Annotated in this window: 22 protein-coding genes; 11 read left to right on the plus strand and 11 right to left on the minus strand. The window is 62.2% G+C overall.

Features of this window, described 5'->3' with window-relative positions:
• Window positions 1–896, minus strand: an 896-nt coding sequence (locus WBB95_RS03860; protein ID WP_424486377.1) for a DMT family transporter, incomplete at its 3' end; no start/stop codon positions are given.
• A 138-nt stretch (window positions 897–1,034) separates the two neighbouring features.
• On the opposite strand from WBB95_RS03860, the gene WBB95_RS03865 reads away from it, so the two are divergent.
• Window positions 1,035–1,910: a helix-turn-helix domain-containing protein gene (locus tag WBB95_RS03865; RefSeq protein ID WP_424486378.1), complete on the plus strand. Its 876-nt coding sequence runs from the start codon at window positions 1,035–1,037 to the stop codon at window positions 1,908–1,910.
• Here WBB95_RS03865 and WBB95_RS03870 read toward each other — a convergent pair.
• On the minus strand, window positions 1,907–4,402 hold the full coding sequence (locus WBB95_RS03870) for a LuxR C-terminal-related transcriptional regulator (RefSeq protein WP_424486379.1): 2,496 nt from the start codon (window positions 4,400–4,402) through the stop codon (window positions 1,907–1,909). The genes WBB95_RS03865 and WBB95_RS03870 overlap by 4 nt on opposite strands.
• Here WBB95_RS03870 and WBB95_RS03875 point away from each other — a divergent pair.
• Entirely contained in the window at window positions 4,392–4,550 is a 159-nt protein-coding gene (locus WBB95_RS03875; RefSeq protein ID WP_424486380.1) for a hypothetical protein, read from the plus strand. The genes WBB95_RS03870 and WBB95_RS03875 overlap by 11 nt on opposite strands.
• A 195-nt stretch (window positions 4,551–4,745) precedes the next feature.
• Here WBB95_RS03875 and WBB95_RS03880 read toward each other — a convergent pair whose 3' ends face one another.
• The 7 genes from WBB95_RS03880 to WBB95_RS03910 all read right to left on the minus strand — a co-directional run bounded on the left by WBB95_RS03880 (window position 4,746) and on the right by WBB95_RS03910 (window position 12,409).
• Window positions 4,746–6,104, minus strand: coding sequence for a DUF1329 domain-containing protein (locus WBB95_RS03880; protein WP_424486381.1), 1,359 nt, complete (start codon window positions 6,102–6,104; stop codon window positions 4,746–4,748).
• A 26-nt stretch (window positions 6,105–6,130) separates the two neighbouring features.
• Entirely contained in the window at window positions 6,131–7,921 is a 1,791-nt protein-coding gene (locus WBB95_RS03885; RefSeq protein ID WP_424486382.1) for a DUF1302 domain-containing protein, read from the minus strand.
• Window positions 7,922–8,433: 512 nt separating this feature from the next.
• A complete protein-coding gene (locus WBB95_RS03890) occupies window positions 8,434–9,345 on the minus strand; it encodes an SDR family oxidoreductase (protein WP_424486383.1) in 912 nt (303 codons plus the stop codon).
• A gap of 173 nt (window positions 9,346–9,518) precedes the next feature.
• Window positions 9,519–10,424, minus strand: a complete 906-nt coding sequence (locus tag WBB95_RS03895) for an alpha/beta fold hydrolase (protein WP_424486384.1) — start codon at window positions 10,422–10,424, stop codon at window positions 9,519–9,521.
• Entirely contained in the window at window positions 10,424–11,206 is a 783-nt protein-coding gene (locus WBB95_RS03900; RefSeq protein WP_424486385.1) for a class II aldolase/adducin family protein, read from the minus strand. The genes WBB95_RS03895 and WBB95_RS03900 overlap by 1 nt, the downstream gene beginning before the upstream one ends.
• A 140-nt stretch (window positions 11,207–11,346) precedes the next feature.
• Entirely contained in the window at window positions 11,347–12,033 is a 687-nt protein-coding gene (locus tag WBB95_RS03905) for an LrgB family protein (RefSeq protein WP_424486386.1), read from the minus strand.
• Window positions 12,023–12,409 (minus strand): CidA/LrgA family protein, encoded by a 387-nt coding sequence (locus WBB95_RS03910; protein WP_424486387.1) that lies wholly within the window; start codon window positions 12,407–12,409, stop codon window positions 12,023–12,025. Before WBB95_RS03910 ends, WBB95_RS03905 begins: the two co-directional genes overlap by 11 nt.
• A 97-nt stretch (window positions 12,410–12,506) precedes the next feature.
• On the opposite strand from WBB95_RS03910, the gene WBB95_RS03915 reads away from it, so the two are divergent.
• The gene (locus tag WBB95_RS03915) at window positions 12,507–13,403 is read left to right on the plus strand and encodes a LysR family transcriptional regulator (protein ID WP_424486388.1); all 897 of its coding nucleotides are present in this window, start codon (window positions 12,507–12,509) and stop codon (window positions 13,401–13,403) included.
• Here WBB95_RS03915 and WBB95_RS03920 read toward each other — a convergent pair.
• Window positions 13,384–13,839, minus strand: a complete 456-nt coding sequence (locus WBB95_RS03920) for a flavodoxin (RefSeq protein ID WP_424486389.1) — start codon at window positions 13,837–13,839, stop codon at window positions 13,384–13,386. The two genes, WBB95_RS03915 and WBB95_RS03920, sit on opposite strands and share 20 nt — an antisense overlap.
• 131 nt (window positions 13,840–13,970) lie before the next feature.
• On the opposite strand from WBB95_RS03920, the gene WBB95_RS03925 reads away from it, so the two are divergent.
• Window positions 13,971–14,438 carry a PAS domain-containing protein gene (locus WBB95_RS03925; protein WP_424486390.1) on the plus strand — a complete coding sequence of 156 codons (468 nt, stop codon included), beginning with the start codon at window positions 13,971–13,973 and terminating at the stop codon, window positions 14,436–14,438.
• Window positions 14,439–14,496: 58 nt separating this feature from the next.
• A complete protein-coding gene (locus tag WBB95_RS03930; protein WP_424486391.1) occupies window positions 14,497–15,102 on the plus strand; it encodes a hypothetical protein in 606 nt (201 codons plus the stop codon).
• Between the two features lie 2 nt (window positions 15,103–15,104).
• On the opposite strand, the gene WBB95_RS03935 is transcribed toward WBB95_RS03930, so the two are convergent.
• A complete protein-coding gene (locus WBB95_RS03935; RefSeq protein WP_424486392.1) occupies window positions 15,105–16,061 on the minus strand; it encodes a MerR family transcriptional regulator in 957 nt (318 codons plus the stop codon).
• Window positions 16,062–16,275: 214 nt separating this feature from the next.
• On the opposite strand from WBB95_RS03935, the gene WBB95_RS03940 reads away from it, so the two are divergent.
• From WBB95_RS03940 to WBB95_RS03965, 6 genes are read left to right on the plus strand one after another with little or no spacing between them, the layout of a single operon-like run.
• A complete protein-coding gene (locus WBB95_RS03940; RefSeq protein ID WP_424486393.1) occupies window positions 16,276–16,836 on the plus strand; it encodes an antibiotic biosynthesis monooxygenase in 561 nt (186 codons plus the stop codon).
• Window positions 16,837–16,892: 56 nt separating this feature from the next.
• Entirely contained in the window at window positions 16,893–17,603 is a 711-nt protein-coding gene (gene folM / locus WBB95_RS03945) for a dihydromonapterin reductase (protein ID WP_424486394.1), read from the plus strand.
• Between the two features lie 20 nt (window positions 17,604–17,623).
• Window positions 17,624–18,184, plus strand: coding sequence for a GTP cyclohydrolase I FolE (folE, locus tag WBB95_RS03950; RefSeq protein WP_053257937.1), 561 nt, complete (start codon window positions 17,624–17,626; stop codon window positions 18,182–18,184).
• Between the two features lie 2 nt (window positions 18,185–18,186).
• Window positions 18,187–18,558, plus strand: coding sequence for a dihydroneopterin triphosphate 2'-epimerase (gene folX, locus WBB95_RS03955; RefSeq protein ID WP_424486395.1), 372 nt, complete (start codon window positions 18,187–18,189; stop codon window positions 18,556–18,558).
• 16 nt (window positions 18,559–18,574) lie between these two features.
• A complete protein-coding gene (locus tag WBB95_RS03960; protein ID WP_424486396.1) occupies window positions 18,575–18,871 on the plus strand; it encodes a DUF1244 domain-containing protein in 297 nt (98 codons plus the stop codon).
• Complete coding sequence (locus tag WBB95_RS03965; RefSeq protein WP_424486397.1) at window positions 18,864–19,202, plus strand: HopJ type III effector protein; 339 nt, start codon at window positions 18,864–18,866, stop codon at window positions 19,200–19,202. The genes WBB95_RS03960 and WBB95_RS03965 overlap by 8 nt, the downstream gene beginning before the upstream one ends.
• The last annotated feature ends 67 nt before the right edge of the window (window positions 19,203–19,269 follow it).

Raw genomic sequence — 19,269 nt, forward strand, 5'->3', positions numbered from 1 at the left:
GCCTTCGCCTTGAACACCGGGCTCGCAGCCTTCGGCTTCCGAAACACCAGCACATTCCCCAACATCACCAGCACCAACCCCGCCAACGCCGGCGCTGTCCACTGGTAGCCCTCGGCAAACGCCGACACATTCAGCGCCACCACCGGGAACAACACCGTGCAATACGCCGCCCGCTCCGGCCCCATACGCCCGACCAGCGTGAGGTAGGCCGTAAAGCCGATCACCGAACCCGGGATCACCAGGTACCACAACGCGCCGATGTAACGCGCACTCCAGTCCATCTCAAACGGAATGCCGCGCACCGCGCAGTACGTCGCCAGCATCGCCGAACCATAGGCCATGCCCCAAGCATTGGTGGTCAGCGGCCGCAGCCCAGCCTTCTGTTGCAAGCTCGACAGCATATTGCCGGCCGAGAAACACATCGTGCCGAGCAACGCCAAGCCCAAGCCCATCAAGGTTTGCGGGCTGGCGGTATGCCCCACCAACTCCGGCCAGAACAAGAAGCCCAGCCCCAACAGGCCAAGTGCGCCGCCCATCAACACGTTACGCGCCACCCGTTGGCCGAAAAACACCCGCGCGTTCAACGCGTTCCACAATGTGGCCGTGGAAAACACCACGGCGACCAAACCGCTGGGAATCCACTGGCTGGCCGTCAGAAAACACATGAAGTTGACGCAAAACAGGCACAGTCCCTGGGCCAGGCAGATCAAATGCCCGCGCCGGTTCATCACCTGCAACTTGCGGCTGAGCAACAGCAACGCAAACAGCACCAACGCCGCCAAGCCAAAGCGATAGACGATGGACACGGGAATCGCCACCACGCCCAATTGCCATTTCAGCGCGATCCAGGTGGTACCCCAGATCAGCACGGTGAGTAAATACAGGGAAAGGTTCATAGCGGGCTCCGGTGATTGAGCCACAGTCTCACCCGCCAAGCGCTCATCGCTCTTGCACATTCTTGCGCTTTTGTCGGGCGGCGGGATCACAGCGCACGCCACGCGGAGTAGGATGCAAGGCGTCAGAGAGTACACGCCATGCCAGATCTGGAATCCCTGCAAGTCTTTCAAGCCCTTAACCGCTCACCCAATGCACGCCTTGAAGCCTGCGCCGAGCTCGGTGACGGCTTGTCGGCGGCCTTGTGGAGCAACCACCACGATTCCCAGGATTATCAGGCGCCGACCCATCACACGCTGTCGTGCTACGTCGGCGGCGGCACCGGCACCTTTCGTCGCGACCAGCCGGGCACCAAGGGCGGCCCCGACAAGCTGTGCATCCTGCCCGCCGAGCATCAGTCGGCCTGGGTGATCAACGGCGAAATCCGCCTGGCCCACGTGTATTTCAGCCCGGAGCAATTTGCCCTGGGCTGCGTCACCCTGCTCGACCGCGAGCCGCGCGAACTGCAATTGCGCGAAAGCACCTTCCTCGAAGACGCCAGCCAGGCCCGGCGCTTTCACCAGTTGATCGCGCTCAACTGGCATGAGCCCGCCGAGCGCTTGCTGACCAGCAGCCTGGCGCATGAAATGCTCAGCCACACCTTGCTCAGCCAGGTCGGCGCGCGCGACGGGCTGCGGCTCAAAGGCGGGCTGGCGGCGCACCAGCGGCGGCTGTTGGTGGACTACATCGACCACCACCTGCAAGACCCGATCAGCCTCGGCCAATTGGCGGGGCTGTGCGCGCTGTCGGAATACCATTTCGCGCGGATGTTCCGCCAGAGCTTCGGCCTGCCGCCGCACCAGTATGTGTCGGCACGGCGCCTGGCCCGCGCGCAGGCCCTGCTGCGCAGCGGCGCGCTGCCCTTGGGCGAGATTGCCTGGGCGTGCGGGTTTTCCAGCGCCAGCCACTTCACCCATCGCTTTCGTCAAGCCATGGGCGCCACGCCGGGGGAATACCGCCAGGCGTTCTGCGGCTAAACCATCAACCCCAACGTCTTGGCCTTGGCCACCGCCTGGGTGCGCCGTTCCACCCCGAGTTTGCTGTGAATGCGCCGCGCGTGGGTCTTCACGGTGTGCAGGGAAATGAACAGCCGGTCAGCGATTTCCAGGTTGGAGTTGCCCAAGGCGATCAGCTGCAGCACCTCAAGTTCACGCTGGCTCAAGGGGTTTTCCGCCGCGCCAGTGGGCGACGCCTGGGTTTCCAGGCCCAGCTCGCTCAACAGCCCGGGCGAGCGCAAACGCAGCTCGCGAACGGCCTGCTGCACCTGGCAACGCGCCGCCAGCTCCAGGCCTGTTTGCAGAGAGCGGCGCGCCGTACCCAGGTCGCCCAGTTGCCAGGCGACCTCGCCGAGCACCAGTTGCAATTCGGTTTCCAGGCAGAGCATGCCGCGTGCCTGTGTCGCCTCCAGCAAGGCATTCAGCCGCGCGATCGGCTGATCGGCGCAGCCCAGCTTCACTTCGGCCAGCACCAGCAAATACTCCAGGCGCGGGATCAATTCCAGCGTGGCCGGCGGCGCCTGCCGGGCCTGTGGCCCGCGAAAGTGACGCAACACCCGGCGCACCGCCTCCACCGTCAGCTCGGCGCGCCCCTGTTGCAGCCAGAAGTGCCCGCTGACCAGCAACAACACCGCGCGGTAGACCGTGTCCGGCACCTGACGCTGCTGCATCAGCCGCTCGGCCTCGCGCAGTTGAATAAACGCCTGGGCATAATCGCCGTGGTTGGCCGCCAGCAACGCCAGGCCGAGAAAGCCATACAGTACGCGCTTGTCCTGGCTGTGCAGGCACATCTGCAAGCCGGCCTGGAAACACTCGGCCGCCAGGCTGTCGTGCCCCTGGCGCAAGGCCAGATGCCCGCGGCGCAAGGCGATACGCCCCACCAAGGGCCCGGCCTTGAGGCGCTGCTGCACCAGCATGGCCTGCACATGTTCGAGCAGGCTTTGCGCACGATACGGCGCGCCGCGCTGCTCCAGTAATTGCGCGTGATCCAGCTCAAGCAACGCTTCGAGCACCAGCGAGCCATGGGCGCGCGCCAGGCACAGCGCTTCGCGGTTCAAGGCTTGGCCCACGTCCAGCTCGCCGCGCAGCAAGGCTTGCTGGGTCAGGCCCGACAAACACATCAGGCGTGAGGTCCAGGCGCTGTCGGGCAAGGCTTGCAAGGCTTCGAGGAAATGCGCGCGGGAGCGCTCGGCGTCGCCACCCAGGTGCAGCAGCCAGCCCCATTGCGCCTGCCAGCGCGCGAGCAGATGGCGTTGTTGCGCCGCCGTCGGTTGCGGGGCGAAGCGGGCCAACTGGTCGATGCACACGCCCGCCTGGTCAAAGCGCCCGGCAAACAACAGGGCCGCCGTGACCAGCCCGACCAGTTGCGCCGAACCGAGCATCAACTCATCGCCGTGCTGCTCGTGCAGGCGCAGCAATAGCTCGGCGTTGTGCTGGCGAAACAGGTCTTCGAAACTGAAGTGCTGCAACAAACTCACCGCCACTTCGTACTCTTGCGCCAGCAACGCCTGTTCGAACGCCGCTTGCCAGTCACGCTCGGCGGTAAACCACTGGCACGCGCGCCGGTGCCAGGAACGCTTGGCCGGCCAAGGCGCGTCGCGCAGCAATCGGGCCAGCGGCGGGAAGACCTGCAACCAATCGGCAGTGTCTTCCCACGGCTGGATAAACGCGCCGAGGGCCTGCAAATCCCGCAGGTACTGATCACCGTCGCCCGCGCCGAACAGGTGTTCACACAGGCTCGGGTTGAAACGCGGCAGATGCGCCAGCACACGCCAGGCCTCGGCCAACTCAGGCGGCAAGGTACTAAACAGTTCGTGTTGCAGGTAATCGAGCAAGGTCTTGTCAGGATGACCATCGCCGAGCAAGGCAATACGCACGCCGGCGCACCAGCCGCCGCTGAACTGCATGACGCCGTCGACGCTGTGCGCGGGGTTCGCCAGCTGCTGGATTTGCGCAGGGCTGAACAGCAATTCACTGCACACCAACAGCTCATCGTCGAGCAACAGGCGCGGCCAATTGCACAGCGGCCGCCGCCGCGCGCCCAGCCACCAGGTCAGCGCCGGGCTGCTGGTGGTGAGCAACCGGTCGAGCAAGGCATCCAGCGCCGGGGCGGGCTGGCGGCAAAAATCATCGAGAAAGATCCAGGCCGTGTGCGGCCAACGGCTGAGGTCCAGCAGCAAGGCGGCCTCATCCACAAACGGCAAGCCGAGGTGGTGCGCCAACCGCCGGCAGAAATCCTCAGGGCTGAGCACACCGCCATTGAGTGGCAACCAATAGACCTGGCACCCGCTCGGCGCCTGCAAGGCGCATTCTGCGAGCAACGCGCTCTTGCCACTGCCGCCCGGCGCGCAGAGCAACTTCACCCGGGCGGGCGCCGCGAGCAAAGGTTCGGTCAAGTGCGGGCGAAACAGATGGTGGGCGGACAGCCGTGGCATGAATCCAGCACGGTCCAGGAGGCGTGTCATGGCGGTCATTGCTGCATCCTGCTTTTTATTGTTATGCAACCTGGCGCCTACCCAAGTCCTGTGGTCGGCGGTTGTTGAAGAAGTATTCAGCAGGGTGATTGGCGGGCATAAAAAAGCCGCGACTCAATTAGGCCACGGCATCAATTCAAAACATTGAAAACGGTCAAGGTGGGAGCTGGCTTGCCTGCGATGGCCATAAGTATCTACACATCGTTGTAGGGAGATTTTTCAGCCTTGAAAGTTGTGTAGATACTTATGCTGCGATGGCGGTGCAGCCGCGACAGATGAGCAAGCTGACCCACCGCTATCGCAGGCAAGCCAGCTCCCACCTTGACCGCGCTTCGATCCGGGATCAGCGGACGCCTTCAGACCTCAACGCCGCCGGGGTGTAGTCGGCCGCCTTGGCCGCAAAGCCGAAGACGAAACTGTGCTTCTCCTCGTTCTTCATCCCCAGCGCGATGTAGCGCCCGGCGATGATGTCGTAGAGGGTTTCCACGGTGTAGGCCGGCACCTGGTGGTCGTAGTAGAACTGCGCATGGCCTTCGGCAACGCGCCACAGTTGGCCACGGCCGTCGTAGTGGTCCACCAGCGCGACTTGCCAGCTGTCTTCGTCGATGTACATGTGGCGCTTGGCGTAGATGTGCCGCTCGCTCGGCTTGACGGTACCGACCACTTCCCACACCCGGTGCAGTTCGTAGCGGGTGAGGTCCTGGTTGATATGCCCGGCCTTGATGATGTCGTCGTACTTGAGGGTCGGCGAATCGAGCTTGTAGCTGTTGTAGGGGATGTACATCTCTTTTTTGCCGATCAGTTTCCAGTCGTAGCGATCAGGTGCGCCGGAGAACATGTCGAAGTTGTCGGTGGTGCGCAGGCCGTCAGAGGCTGTGCCCGGGCCGTCATACGACACTTGCGGCGCGCGACGTACGCGGCGCTGGCCGGCGTTGTAGATCCACGCCAGGCGCGGCTCCTTCACTTGGTCGAGGGTTTCATGCACCAGCAGCACGTTGCCCGCCAGGCGCGCCGGGGCCGTGACCGATTGCTTGAAGAAGCTCAGCACGTTGGCTGCCTTGGCCGCGTCGATATCCGGGATGGCCTGGGGCACCGCCACTTCTTCCTCAAAGCGGATCGGCGTGTAGCTGCCGTTAGTCTGCGGGGTGGCCTGGGTAATGATGCGTTTGAGGTTGCCGCCGTGGTAACGGGTGATGTGGTTCCACAGCACCTCCACGCCATTTTTCGGAATCGGGAACGCGTAGTAGCGGTTGCCGGTGAAATTCTCCAGGCCGTTGCCGTCGTTGATGGTGTGCACGTTCAGCGCGCTGCGCTTGATCGACTCGTAGATGTCCGGCGGCAGGTTGACCGTGCGGTGGGTGGTGTACACCGGGATTTTGTAGGTTTCAGGGTAGCGCTTGAACATCGCCACCTGGCCGTCGGAGAGTTTGTCTTTGTATTTGTCGACCGTGGCGGCGGTGATCACGAACAGCGGTTTTTCATTCGCAAACGGGTCGGCCAGGAAGCCTTTGCTGTCCACCGCACCGGCGTTTTTCGGGATACCGCCGGTCCAGGCCGGGATTGAGCCGTCGGCGTTGCCGGCTTTTTCGGCGCCGACCGGGGTCAATGTGGTGCCAAGCTTGGCAGCCTCTTCGGGCGAGACCGCCGCCATGACATGGGCGGCGAGCAAACTCAGGGCCATTACTGCAAATAGCTTACGCATAGGTTCTTGTCCTTCTTTAAACCAGATCAGAAGTTCACGCCGAAGCTGAGGGCGATAAAGTCGCGGTCGGTCAGGGTGTTGTAGTCGCCGCCAAAAAAGTCGGTGTAGCTCAGGCTCGCGGTGTAGGTGTTGCGGTAGTCCGCGTCCACGCCGACGCTGATGGCCTTGGCGCCTTCGTTGAAGATGCCGTTGGGGCCATAGCCGCTGACGTCATGAGACCAGGACAGGTTGGGCTTGAGGTTTACCCCGGCAAACACGTTGTTGTAGTCGAGGATCGCCCGGGCGCGATAACCCCAGGAGTTGGCGGTGACAAAACCGTCGGTATCGCCCTGGAAGCCGTAGGCGCCGTACACCGAGTCGCGGCCGTAACGCAGCTTGGTCTTGGCCTCCAGCCCGCCGACGTGCACGAACGCCGCTTCGCCCACCAGCGTCAGGCGCTCGGCGCCCAGTACCTGGTCGAAGAACTGGGTCATGGTGCTCTGGATCTGGGTGATTTCCTTGCGCCGATAGCCGGCGTTATCGGAGCCGAATGAGCTGGCGATCGGCGAGGCGGTGTTGCCGGCAATCGGGTTGACCAGTGCCAGCGTCAGGTCAGTGGTGTTGAGTTGCACCGGCGCATTCGGCCGGTAGCTGATTTCCCCGGTCCACGCCGTGCCGGTGGGCAAGGTGGTGGAGAAACTGGCGCCGTACAGGCGAATGTCTTCCGGGTAATCAAGGTAGTACTGGCCACGCCCGAGCATGGTGCTCTGGGCCAGACCGGAACCGGAACCGGGGGCAATGGCATTGGCCGTGGCCGCGATGCGCCCGATGGTCGCCAGGTTGGTGTTGGCGGTAATCGTGCCCACGGTGGGCGTACGGCTGTGGTAGTTCATGAAGTACAGGCCGTACTCGGTGTCATCGCCGAGCCAGCGCAAGGCCGCGCCGAACTGGCCGCCGTCGCGGGCCTCGCGGTCCTTGGCGCGTTGCACCACCACGCCTTCGTTCGTCACCTGGAAACCCTGGCCGAATGCGGCGGCGACCGGCTGCAACGGCGCGATCGCCGGGCTGCCGACGGTGTAGTTGCCGTTGCAGCCGTGGGCCACCACGTCGTTACCGAAAAATGTGCCGCAGTTATCCACCACGGTGTTTTCCCAGTTCAACTGGTAGAACCCTTCGACCGACAGCTGATTGGTCAGGCTCTGCGAGGCAAACAGCATGTTGACCGGAATCAGGCCTTCCTTGATTTCGGCACCCGGGCGGCGAAACGCCGAAACGTCGATGGGGTTGATGCTGTTGATCGAGTTACCGATAAACGTACTTTCGCCCCAGCTCACCACTTGCTTGCCGACGCGCACGTTGCCCGGCAGGTCGCCGATGGAATAGTTGTGATAGACGAAGGCATCGAGCAGCTCATAGCCGGAGGAACGCGCGCCCTCGTCACGGTGGTGGTTGCTGATCTGTTTGAATTCGCGGTCTTCGTCCTGCAGTTCGAAGTCATACCAATACTTGCCGCGCACGAACACACCGCTGTCGCCGTACTTGAGCTCCAGGTCGTGAATGCCCTTGAAGATCTTGGAGAAGGTCTCGCCCTTCTTGAAGTTCAGCCGCCCGTCATCGCCGGTAGACGCCTGCCCGGTGCCGCCGTTGGGAACGCCTACCAACTTTTTGTCGGCGTCGCGCATGCCCCAGCTGGCGCCGACCGACAGCGAGGAATCGAATTGCCCTTCGATCTCGCCGATGTTGAACGAAACAGCCTGCGCCTGGGCACAGCACCCCAGTGCTACCGCCGCGGCGAGCGCCTGTGGCGTGAAGATGGCGCGCATTGTTGTTTTTGTCATGCGTCTTCCCCGGTGAGTGACAGAAGGCCCCACCCTACTGCCGCCCGTCGGGAGCGATAAGCGCACCAAGGAGGTATTCGTGTTGTCGCTCGAAAGGATTAACAGGCGCTCTGGCCGGGGTTTCGCAACGGCCATGGACGGGATGGATAAAGGGTTATCAAGTGAATGGATCGCGCCACCACGATCGTTCCCACGCGGAGTGTGGGAATGATCACTATTGCAAATTATGTAACAGTCCTTGTCCTGATCCGCTATTACTCATTTTGTTACAACCGACTATTCTTACCGGGCTCTCAGGGCACATGGCCCGCTTGCTCAAAGGCAAGAAAAGTCTGATTCCAATGGATTGATGTGTTGTATCAATCTATTACCGCTGTTCACTGACGTTGATTTGTCGCTCCTTGATCCAACGTCTTACTTCGGCCGCTGCCTATGCAGCGGCCTTTTTTATGCCTGAAATAAAACGGGGCGCTATCAGCGCCCCGTGGGATTCAACGACGTTCAAGCAACGATCAGAGGCTGAACTTCTGCAAATTGGCCATCATCTCCTTCAAAGCCTCGATCGTGTCCTTGGGGTGCGCCGCGCCTTCGAAGTCACAGATCTGCGCCCAATGCGCGGCCACATCGTCCGGCGAGAACCCGGCCTCCGGGTCGAAGCCAACCCCCAGGCTGCGCTCCCAGCGCGTCTTGCCGATCCAGCCGCCGCCCACTTCAAACAGCCCGGAGGTTTCCTGGCAGGCTTCGCTGCCCAGGTACACCACCAGCGGGCTGACCAGCTCGGGTTTGAGCCGCTCGAACACTTGCGGCGGAATCAAGCCTTCAGTCATGCGCGTACCGCCGGTGGGCGCGATGGCGTTGACCAGAATGTTGTTCTTGCGCCCTTCCAGCGCCAGGGTGCGGGTCAAGCCATACAGGCCAAGCTTGGCCATGCCGTAGTTGGACTGGCCGAAGTTACCGTAGATGCCCGAGGTGGACGCGGTGAAGATCACTCTGCCATAACCTTGCTCGCGCATATGCGGCCAGGCGGCGCGGGTGACTTTGTAGGCGCCTTCGACATGCACCCGGTAAACCAGGTCCCAGTCGCCGTCGTCCATTTTGTGGAAGGTCTTGTCCCGCAGGATGCCGGCGTTATTGACCACCACGTCGATGCGACCAAACACGTCGAGAGCGTTCTGAACGATTTTTTCGCCGTCGGTGACGGAGTCGTGGTTGGCCTCGGCAATGCCGCCGGCTTCACGGATTTCAGCCACTACCCGGTCAGCAGCCGAGGCGTTGGCGCCTTCGCCCTGGGTCGAGCCGCCAAGGTCGTTGACCAGCACTTTGGCTCCGTGCCGGGCGAACAGCAGCGCATGGGCCCGGCCCAACCCGCCGCCGGCACCGGTGACGATCACGACCTTATCCTTGAACTGCACTGACTCACTCATACCGAACTCCGCTGGCGACAATGGGAATGGGTTGAGTGTCAGGCACGCAGCCTCGGGTCACAATAAAGTCGGCCGGGGCTGAATGGTGCTCGATAAGGCAGAGGGATGATTGTGTGTGCGCTGGCTTGCCTGCGATACAAGCACTTCGGGCTCTCTGGAAGACTGCGGTGACGCTATCGCAGGCAAGCCAGCTCCCACACAGGGCCGGCGATGCGCTCGCGAAACGCCAGGTAATGCTTGAGCACCAACACCGGCGCCTCGATCTGTGGGTAATGGCCGATATTGGCCAGCGACACGGTATCGGCCTGGGGCACCAACTGGTGATAACGTTCCACCATATGGGCGCCGGAGATCGGGTCGACCTCGCCGTCAATCACCCGCAAAGGCACATCACCCTGCTGCATCGCTGCCACCCAACGCTCACGCAAGCGCCGACGCTGTGGGATGTAGGCGATCAGCTTGTGCAGGATGCGCGTGCCGTCATTGCTATTGATCAGGCTCCAGAAGTCGTCCAGGGCGCTTTCGCTGGGCCGCGTATTCGGGCCGAAAATCTGGCTGAAGCTGTCCGACAAGGCATTGCGCCCAAACGCGCGGCCCACCATCCAGCCCAAGGGGCTGAGCAGGAGTTTCTGCACCAGCGCCGGGCGATGGGTTTCGGGAAACAGCCCACCATTGAGGAACACGCAACTGGCCATCTGGAAACGGCCTTCGTAATGGCGCGCCAATAATTCCTGGGCGACGCTGTCGCCGTAGTCATGGGCCAACACATGCACCGGCTGTTCCACCCGCAGGTGGTCGAGCAACGCCTGTTGCAGGTCGGCCTGTTCCAGCAGGCAATAGTCGTGGTCCACCGGCTTGGCCGATTCGCCGAAACCTAGCATGTCGCAGGCGATCACCAGGTGACGCTGGGCCAACGGCTGCCAGAGGTAATGCCAGTCCCAGCTGGCGGTGGGGAAACCATGGATCAGCAGCAGCGGGTCGCCCTGCCCGGCCACCCAGTAACGAATGGCACGACCACGGAAGAGGAACTCCTGACCGCGCTTGCGCCAGGCTCTGAGCGGGATTTCGGCGAGTGGCATCAGCTTTTATACCCAGGGTCTTGGCTGTCCAATTTACGCAGCAACGCCGGCCAGGCCAGCGCGCCCCCCATACCTTGGGCACTCTTTGTGACCGCCGCCATCATGGCCTTGGCACCGGCCAGAATTGACGGCTCGATGCGGATCAATTCAGCCCCGCCATTCTGCGCCAGCACCTGGATATCGCAGGCGCGCTGGAAGGTGAACATCATCAGAAAGGTGTCGGCGATGGTGCCGCCGCAGGTCAGCAGGCCATGGTTGTGCAGCATCAGGAAATTCCTGTCGCCCAGGTCGGCCTGCAAGCGCGCCTTTTCTTCATGGTTCAGCGCCACGCCCTCGTAGGCGTGATACGCCAGGCTCGACAAGACGAATATCGACTGCTGGCTGATGGGCAGCACGCCCTGCTTTTGCGCCGCCACCGCCACACCGGCTGCCGTGTGGGTGTGCAGCACGCAGGTGACATCGTGGCGCACTTCATGGATGGCACTGTGGATGGTGTAGCCCGCGGGGTTGATCTCGTAGGGGCTGTCCATCAGCTTGTTGCCGGCCTGGTCGACCTTGACCAGGCTCGACGCGGTGATCTCATGGAACATCAGCCCGTAGGGGTTGATGAGGAAATCATCGGTGCCCGGCACCTTGGCTGAGATATGGGTGAAGATCAGGTCATCCCAGCCGTGCAGCGCCACGAGGCGATAGCACGCCGCAAGGTCCACACGCGCTTGCCACTCGGCAGCGCTGACCTGGTCTTTGACACTCTGTGACGATTGAACGGGGGCTAGGCTCACGGCAACGACCTCCTTGGCGCACTTTCTTATTGTTTTTTTGGGTGAACGGCCAGTCTAGTCAGACGCTGCGGCGCAAGTAGTCGCCTTGGCAGCCAGCTTGATGACCGAGCGAGTCAGCCATGAGAATAGTCCAAGTGGCGTCAGAGAAGCGCCGCCAATAAAGGCGCGGCGAACAGGTTGAGCAACCCTGTCAGCACCATGACCAGACCCGCGACCGAGCCCTCTTCGCCGCCCACTTCGCGCGCGCGGCTGACACCCGCGCCATGTGCGCCCACGCCAAACAGCGCGCCACGCGCCAAGGGTGTGCGCAAGGGCAGCCACTTGAGCAGAACGCCGCCGAGCATGGCACCGAACACGCCGGTGAACATCACGAACACCGCCGTGAGCTCGGGCACGCCGCCGAGGTCGGACGACACCGGCATGGCAAACGGCGTGGTGATCGAGCGCGGCACCAAGGACATCGTCACCGAGCTGTCCAGCGCCAGCGCCTTGGCCAGGCCGAACGAGGTGGCGATCGACGCAGCGCTGCCCGCCACCATGCCCAGCAGCAATGCCGACCAGTGGCGCGCCAGCAAGCGCCGTTGCTGCCAGATCGGCACGGCGAACGCCACGGTTACCGGCCCCAGCACCAGCATCAGCCAGTGGGTGTCGGTGGCGTATTCGGCGTAGGCGGTTTTCATCGGCACGGCCACCGCCAGCAGCAGCGCCGGCACCAGAATCAACGGCGACAACAGGTAGCGCCCGGTGCGCCGGTAGATCCAGCGGCTGAAGATGTACGCGCCCAGGGTCAGGGCGAGCCAGAACACCGGCATCGGCTCAAGCTTCACGGCGCAGCCTCCAGCGGCAGACGACTTCCACCGTGAACGCGGTGACCAACATCACCGAGAGCGTGCTGAAACCGATCACCAACAGAATGCGCCAGCCATCGTTGCGCATCAGGCCACCGTAATCGAGCAGGCTCATCAAGGCCGGGATAAAAAACAGCAGCATCTCGGCCATCAACACCCCCGCGCCCAGCTCCAGCGCCGCCGGCTTGACCAGCCCACTGGCAAACGTCGCCAGCAACAAGCCCAGCCCCACCACGCCGCCAGGGATCGGCCAGGCCCACCACACGGCGAGTTGGCAGCCGAGCAGGTAAATCGCCAGCAGCACGATCAGCTCCGTCAGCAGACGGCCGAGCAGTTTGAAGGTAAGACGTTTCATGGGCTTTGGGTCCTCGCAGGCGCTCATTTTAAGGAGCCCGCCCCCATCCCCACAGCGAATTGTTAGACTGCCAACTATTCCAAACTGGAATCAAGCGATGGAATTCAAACAGCTGCGCAGTTTTGTCGAAGTTATCCACAGGGGCGGTTTTACCCAGGCGGGCAAAACCTTGCATATCAGCCAGTCCGCGGTCAGCAAACAGGTCGCGCAGCTGGAGCAGAGCCTCGGCACGCCGCTGCTGGAGCGCACAGGCTCGCAAATTCGCCTGACCGCCGCCGGTGAGGTGGTGCTGCAGCGCGCTGAAGCCATGCTGCGCCTGCAGACCGAGCTGCTCAGCGAACTGGATGACCTGCAGCAACTGACCCGTGGCGAACTGCGCCTGGGCCTGCCGTTGCTGGCCGGCGATACGTTGTTTGCCGGCCTGTACGCCGAGTACCGCAGGCGTTATCCCAACGTGACCATCCAGTTGCTGGAAGGCGGCAGCCGCAATATCGAGCAGGCGATTTTGAGCGGTGAACTGGAAGTCGGCGGCAGCTTGATGCCCAGCGACCCGGCGTTCGCGTGGCAAGCCTTTTGCGACGAACCACTGGATGCCTTGCTGCCGATGGACCATCCCCTGGCGGAAAACGCCCACGTGCGCCTGGAAGAATTGGCGGACACGCCGTTCCTGATGTACCAGCGCAGTTTTGTGCTCAATGACCGTTTGATGCAGGCCTGTCAGCAATTGGGCTTCACGCCGAAAGAAATCGGCCGCAGCGGCCAGGCGGATTTTCTCGCCGCGCTGGTCGCGGCCGGCCAGGGCGTGGTGCTGCTGCCCAGCGTGGTCGCCCGTGGGCTGGTGCGACCCGGCGTGGTACGCCTGACGCTCAAGGCGCCCGACTACCTGCGCTGGGACATTGCGTTTATCTGGCGTGAGGGCGCCTATCTGTCGAAAGCCGCCCAGGCCTGGCTGGCGTTGCTGCGCGAGTTTCCGGTCAACCGCGCAGTGCAGTGACCAGTTCAGCCAGCCACGGCTCGGCGTCGGCTTCCGGGGTCACGCTTTCGCTGGCATCCAGGCGCAGCATTGGCAGCACTTCGCGCACGCCCAGCTCGCCGAACAGCTCACGCATTTGCTCGCCACCGCCACAGAAGGTGTCGCCGTAACTCGCGTCGCCCAGGCCGATCACGGCACCGGGCAGGCCACGCCAGGCGGCGGGCAATTGGTCGCGAATGGTTGAGTACAGGGGTTGCAGGTTGTCGGGCAACTCGCCCATGCCGGTGGTCGACGTCACCGCCAGGAATGCCTCGGGCGCAAATGCCTGCACGTCGGCCAAGGTGGCGCGAGGGTTGTGCCAGGCTTCAAAACCGGCCGCAGTGAGGATACCGGCGGCGTGGCGGGCGACTTCTTCAGCCGTGCCATAGACCGAGCCGGAAAGGATGGCGACTTTCATCTATCTGATCCTGTCGTTGAGCGAAAGCGTGGGATATTAGCAGTTGGCGCAAATATTTCGGCGCATGCCGTGCAACATTCGGCGCATGTCATAAAATCCAATCTCCAAAAACCAGCCATGGACCGCGCACAATGATTAACGCCAAGCTGATGCAAATAGTCGTCAACGCTTCCAACGACGGGATCGTCGTTGCCGAACGTGAAGGCCAGGACAAACCGCTGATTTACGTCAACCCGGCCTTCGAGCGCATGACCGGCTACACCCTGGACGAGATCCTGTATCAGGATTGCCGCTTCCTGCAGTCGGGTGACCGCGACCAGCCGGCCCTCATGGCCATTCGTGAAGCACTCAACAGCGGCGGTTCGTGCCGGGAAATCCTGCGTAACTACCGCAAGGACGGCACACATTTCTGGAATGAGTTGTCGCTTTCAACGGTGTACAACGACGCCGACAAACAGACGTATTTCGTCGGTGTGCAAAAAGATGTCACCACGCAAGTGAAGGCGCAGCAGCATGTCGCTCAGCTGGAAGCCCAGGTGTCCGCCCTGAAAGACGAATTGGCGGCGCTCAAAGCGACGAGTGGAATTAACAAGTTGTAGAAAATACGGTCTTTAGAGCGATAATGGCTTTTTAATGCCTCACCCTTGAGCTACATCAATGCACCGCGACGCGCTGTTGACGCAGGACGAACTGGATTTTATCCAGGACATGCACCATAACCCGCAGCTCAACCTGCGGGACGCGTGGTCGAGCCTGACCGTCAACGGCGGTGCGCAGGTTCGCGATTTGCTCACGCGGCTCGCCGCGCACGACCACCTCACCATCCAGGCCCAGTTCGACAACCAGCAACTCACCTTCCCCCTGCACCTGGTGGAAGACGAGTTTCATGCGGTGCACCTGCGCTTGGGGGTGCCGAGCATTTTCGAAGACGGGCCGATGATCCGCCCATGGCGCCTGGCACTTGAAACCCCGGTAGCGCTGGAAAACGTCAGGGGCAACCCGGCCGCGCTGTGGGTGCATGAGGTGTCATTCAAGGGTGTGCTGATCGAGATTCGTGGCCGGGTCAAAGCGCCAAAGACGTTTTCCCTGTGGTTCAGCCCTTCCGGTTACGAGCGCATCGCCTTGCGCGGCACGCTGGAACGGGAAACCGCCCGGGGCCTGTTTGCCTACCGCCTGAGCCAGAGTGATGCCGACGAAATCGAGCGCCTGCGCCAGTTCATCCTGCATCAGCACCGCTTGGTGCACCCGCACGTACACGCCTGAAGTCAGGTATCCAGTTGGCCACTTAGAAACTGCTGCACGCGCCGCTGCATCAGCCCTGCGTCGTTGCCCAGGCATCCGATGGGTGAACCCGCCAGGCTCTGCTGCGCCAGATCCGATGCATCGCCGGCCAGCAGCAACGGGCAATCGAGGGTCAAGGCCAGGCGTTTGAGCCGGGTCGGAAACTCGCTGCCGGGGGCGCGATTGGAGAACAGTACCAGGGCTTGCGGGCGGGTCTTGTCACAGATCAGCGTCAATTCATCGAACGGCTGCCCCATTCCCAGAACCCTAACCGCGAGCTTTTCACTGGTCATCAATAACCCCGCGACCAGCATTTCCAGCTCACGGCATTCCCCGGCGATGGCCGACAACAACACTCTGGGCGCAGACGAAGCGCACACCGTTTGCAGGCGCTGTGCCGTACGCGAGCGCAGGAAGCTGTCGAAAAACAGCCACTCGCTGGTGTGGCCGAAGCCTCCCAGATGACGCAACAATTGCTGCCACAGCGGCATGAGAATGTCTTGAAACACCACCGCTGTGGAATAAGAGGAGAAAATCTGCCCGTACAAGCGGTCCAACTGGCGGTCATCGAAGGCATTGATGGCCAGGCGCAGCTGGCCTTGCCATTGCTGCCATTCCAGTTCGGTATCCACTCGCGATGCCGTGGCCGGTACGCTGTGCAAGTCATCACGCGCAAGGATCTTGCCGACTTTGCTGACCGCTACGCCGCGCTCGATCCAGTCGAGAATGCGGTGCACGGTGTCGATATCGGTACTCGAATACAGCCGATGCCCGCTTTCAGTGCGGGTCGGCTGGATCAAACCGTAGCGACGCTCCCAGGCACGCAAGGTAACCGGGTTGACCCCGGTCAGCCTGGCCACTTCGCGGATCGGAAACAACACCTCTGAATCGGCGTGGCGGGCGTGGGTGGTTTCGCGCTGAGGAGCAATGATTTCGGGCATTAGAGGTCGGAAACTTCCGTGTGATATGGACGCTATTTAACGCCCATTGCGTTGCCCTGTTCAAGGACTACAGCGATCCGTCCGAAGTCTCTGGTGTATTTACGCAAAACAGGAATAATCCTTGCCTGTTTTTTCTACGTCGCCGCACCACCCCGCAGCGTCGTTTGTGCGCCACCTACCCGGTTCAGCGCACCCGTACATTTGGAGATCCACAATGTCTACCTCACCCGTCACCCTGATGGTTGCGCGCCGCGTGGCCAAAGGGCGCTACGAAGAATTGATGGCCTGGCTGCGCGAAGGCGAGCAATTGGCCACCGACTTCCCCGGTTATCTGGGCTCCGGCGTGCTGGCACCGCCCCCCAATGACGATGAATTCCAGATCATCTTCCGCTTCGCCGACGAAAAAACCCTGCATGCCTGGGAATTCTCCGCCTCGCGCAGCGCTTGGCTGAGCCGCGGCAGTGAGCTGTTTGCCGACCCGTCCGAGCACCGCGTCAGCGGCATTGATGGCTGGTTTGGCGCCGTGGGCGCACGCCCGCCACGCTGGAAACAGGCCGTGGCGATCTGGCTGGCGTTTTTCCCGGTGTCGCTGCTGTTCAACTTCGGCCTGGGGCCGCTGCTCAGCGAGCTGGACCTGTTCAGTCGCGTGCTGGTCAGCACCCTGGCACTCACACCGTTGATGGTGTACTTCTTCATCCCGCTGTCGACCCACCTGCTGGCCAACTGGCTGCACCCCGCGCCCGCCCCGACCAAGGTCACCGAAGCCGCCGCGTGAGTACAGGGGCCCCGGTCGCTGGTATAGTTTCCACCTGCCAGCGACTTGAGCCTCCCATGACTGCAACAGACGCCCCGATCCTGATCACCGGTGCCGGCCAGCGTGTCGGCCTGCATTGCGCCGAGCGCCTGCTGGACGAGGGCCATGCGGTGATCTTCAGCTACCGCAGCGAACGCCCAGGCGTGCAGGTTTTGCGTGAACGTGGCGCGGTCGGCGTGTTTGCCGATTTCTCCAGTGAAGCAGGGATTCTCGCCTTCATCGCCGAGCTCAAGACCCACACCCAAAGCCTGCGCGCGATCATTCACAACGCTTCGGCGTGGGTTGCGGAAACACCCGGCGACGAAAGCCGTGCCTTTACCGACATGTTCAGCGTGCACATGCTTGCGCCCTACCTGATCAACCTGCATTGTTCACCCTTGCTGCAACGCTCGACACCTGCCGATATCGTACATATCAGCGATGACGTGGTGCGCAAGGGCAGCCGCCAGCACATCGCCTACTGCGCCACCAAGGCCGGGCTCGACAGCCTTACGTTATCGTTTGCCGCGCAGTTCGCGCCGCTGATCAAGGTCAATGGCATTGCGCCGGCGATGGTGATGTTCAACGAGGGCGACGACGCGGCCTACCGCGCCAAAGTTTTGGCCAAGGCGGCACTGGGCATCGAGCCCGGGCCCGAGGTGATCTACCAGAGCGTGCGTTACCTGCTGGACAACCCCTATGTCACCGGTACCACCCTGACCGTCAACGGCGGGCGGCATATCAAGTAAGCCGTTTGTGAGGATGTTGTATGACCTTGTCCCTGCCCCAACACTACCGCGAGATCCTCAAAGGCCTGGGCGAAGACCCGGAACGCGAAGGCTTGCTCGACACGCCCAAGCGCGCCGCCAAGGCCATGCAGTACCTGTGTCACGGCTACGAACAGAACCTGGACGAAATCGTCAACGGTGCGCTGTTCGCTTCCGACAATGACGAGATGGTGATCCTCAAGGACATTGAGTTGTACTCGCTGTGCGAGCATCACCTGCTGCCCTTTATCGGCAAGGCCCACGTGGCCTATATTCCGACCGGCAAGGTGCTCGGGCTGTCGAAGCTGGCGCGCATTGTCGACATGTACGCGCGTCGCCTGCAGATCCAGGAAAACCTTACACGGCAAATCGCCGATGCCATCCAGCAGGTCACCCAGGCCGCCGGCGTGGCAGTGGTGATCGAAGCCAAGCACATGTGCATGATGATGCGCGGCGTGGAAAAACAGAATTCAACCATGAACACCTCGGTGATGCTCGGCGCGTTCCGCGAGTCGAACACCACGCGCATGGAGTTCCTGCAACTGATCGGACGGAGCAAGTAGCAATGCCACAACTTCAACCGGGCATGGCGCGCATCCGGGTCAAGGACCTGTGCCTGCGCACCTTTATCGGCATCAATGAGGACGAGATCCTCAACAAGCAGGACGTGCTGATCAACCTGACCATCCTGTACGCCGCCCAGGCGGCCGTGCGCGACAACGACATCGACCACGCGCTGAACTACCGCACCATCACCAAGGCGATCATTGCCCACGTCGAAGGCAACCGCTTCGCCCTGCTGGAGCGCCTGACCCAGGAATTGCTGGACCTGGTGATGAGCAATGAATCGGTGCTGTACGCCGAAGTCGAAGTGGACAAGCCCCACGCGCTGCGCTTTGCCGAGTCGGTTTCGATTACCCTCGCAGCCAGCCGCTGATAGTTAAGTGAGCCTTATGAACGATCAACAACGCCTCGAACTTGAAGCCGCCGCCTTCCGCCGGCTGGTGGCACACCTGGACAGCCGCAAGGATGTGCAGAACATCGACCTGATGAACCTCTCCGGTTTCTGCCGCAACTGCCTGTCCAAGTGGTACAAGGCCGAGGCCGACGAGCGCCACATCGAGCTGAGCCTCGATGACGCGCGTGAAGTGGTGTACGGCATGCCGTACGCCGAGTGGAAAGCCCAATACCAGCAAGAAGCCAGCGCCGACCAACAGGCGGCGTTCGCCAAAGGAAAAACTCATGACTGACCTGAACACCCTGCGCGCCAGCCTCAACAGCGGCGAACATGTATTTGCCGCCACTCTGGCCTTTGTCGCCGCCGGTTACGATTACGCGCCGCAAGCATTCACCAACGGCAGCGTGGAAAATGCTGCGGGACAGAACGAAGGCTCGTGCAAGACCCTCGGCCTGGCGTTGCTGGAAGGCCTGAGCGATCAAGAAGCGCTGCTGGCGTTTGGTGAGCATTACCGCTCGGTAGTGGCCACGCCGGAGGGCAGCGACCACGGCAATATTCGTGCGCTGATCGAGCACGGCTTGGCCGGTGTGAAGTTTGCCGCACAGCCGCTGACCCGCCGCTGATTTAATCTGATAACCCGGTTTAAGGTGGGAGCTGGCTTGCCTGCGATAGCGGTGGTGACTGACACAC

Source organism: Pseudomonas sp., assembly GCF_049645325.1.
Lineage (GTDB): Bacteria > Pseudomonadota > Gammaproteobacteria > Pseudomonadales > Pseudomonadaceae > Aquipseudomonas.

What these genes read in the sequence shown, in the direction of transcription:
- folE (WP_053257937.1), top strand. Translation starts at nt 17,624, where the DNA reads ATGACCTTGTCCCTGCCCCAACACTACCGCGAGATCCTCAAAGGCCTG.
- WBB95_RS03880 (WP_424486381.1), bottom strand. Translation starts at nt 6,104, where the DNA reads ATGCGTAAGCTATTTGCAGTAATGGCCCTGAGTTTGCTCGCCGCCCAT.
- WBB95_RS03865 (WP_424486378.1), top strand. Translation starts at nt 1,035, where the DNA reads ATGCCAGATCTGGAATCCCTGCAAGTCTTTCAAGCCCTTAACCGCTCA.
- WBB95_RS03915 (WP_424486388.1), top strand. Translation starts at nt 12,507, where the DNA reads ATGGAATTCAAACAGCTGCGCAGTTTTGTCGAAGTTATCCACAGGGGC.
- WBB95_RS03965 (WP_424486397.1), top strand. Translation starts at nt 18,864, where the DNA reads ATGACTGACCTGAACACCCTGCGCGCCAGCCTCAACAGCGGCGAACAT.
- WBB95_RS03935 (WP_424486392.1), bottom strand. Translation starts at nt 16,061, where the DNA reads ATGCCCGAAATCATTGCTCCTCAGCGCGAAACCACCCACGCCCGCCAC.
- folX (WP_424486395.1), top strand. Translation starts at nt 18,187, where the DNA reads ATGCCACAACTTCAACCGGGCATGGCGCGCATCCGGGTCAAGGACCTG.
- WBB95_RS03875 (WP_424486380.1), top strand. Translation starts at nt 4,392, where the DNA reads ATGGCGGTCATTGCTGCATCCTGCTTTTTATTGTTATGCAACCTGGCG.
- WBB95_RS03940 (WP_424486393.1), top strand. Translation starts at nt 16,276, where the DNA reads ATGTCTACCTCACCCGTCACCCTGATGGTTGCGCGCCGCGTGGCCAAA.
- WBB95_RS03920 (WP_424486389.1), bottom strand. Translation starts at nt 13,839, where the DNA reads ATGAAAGTCGCCATCCTTTCCGGCTCGGTCTATGGCACGGCTGAAGAA.
- WBB95_RS03960 (WP_424486396.1), top strand. Translation starts at nt 18,575, where the DNA reads ATGAACGATCAACAACGCCTCGAACTTGAAGCCGCCGCCTTCCGCCGG.
- WBB95_RS03895 (WP_424486384.1), bottom strand. Translation starts at nt 10,424, where the DNA reads ATGCCACTCGCCGAAATCCCGCTCAGAGCCTGGCGCAAGCGCGGTCAG.
- WBB95_RS03910 (WP_424486387.1), bottom strand. Translation starts at nt 12,409, where the DNA reads ATGAAACGTCTTACCTTCAAACTGCTCGGCCGTCTGCTGACGGAGCTG.
- folM (WP_424486394.1), top strand. Translation starts at nt 16,893, where the DNA reads ATGACTGCAACAGACGCCCCGATCCTGATCACCGGTGCCGGCCAGCGT.
- WBB95_RS03885 (WP_424486382.1), bottom strand. Translation starts at nt 7,921, where the DNA reads ATGACAAAAACAACAATGCGCGCCATCTTCACGCCACAGGCGCTCGCC.
- WBB95_RS03870 (WP_424486379.1), bottom strand. Translation starts at nt 4,402, where the DNA reads ATGACCGCCATGACACGCCTCCTGGACCGTGCTGGATTCATGCCACGG.
- WBB95_RS03925 (WP_424486390.1), top strand. Translation starts at nt 13,971, where the DNA reads ATGATTAACGCCAAGCTGATGCAAATAGTCGTCAACGCTTCCAACGAC.
- WBB95_RS03890 (WP_424486383.1), bottom strand. Translation starts at nt 9,345, where the DNA reads ATGAGTGAGTCAGTGCAGTTCAAGGATAAGGTCGTGATCGTCACCGGT.
- WBB95_RS03930 (WP_424486391.1), top strand. Translation starts at nt 14,497, where the DNA reads ATGCACCGCGACGCGCTGTTGACGCAGGACGAACTGGATTTTATCCAG.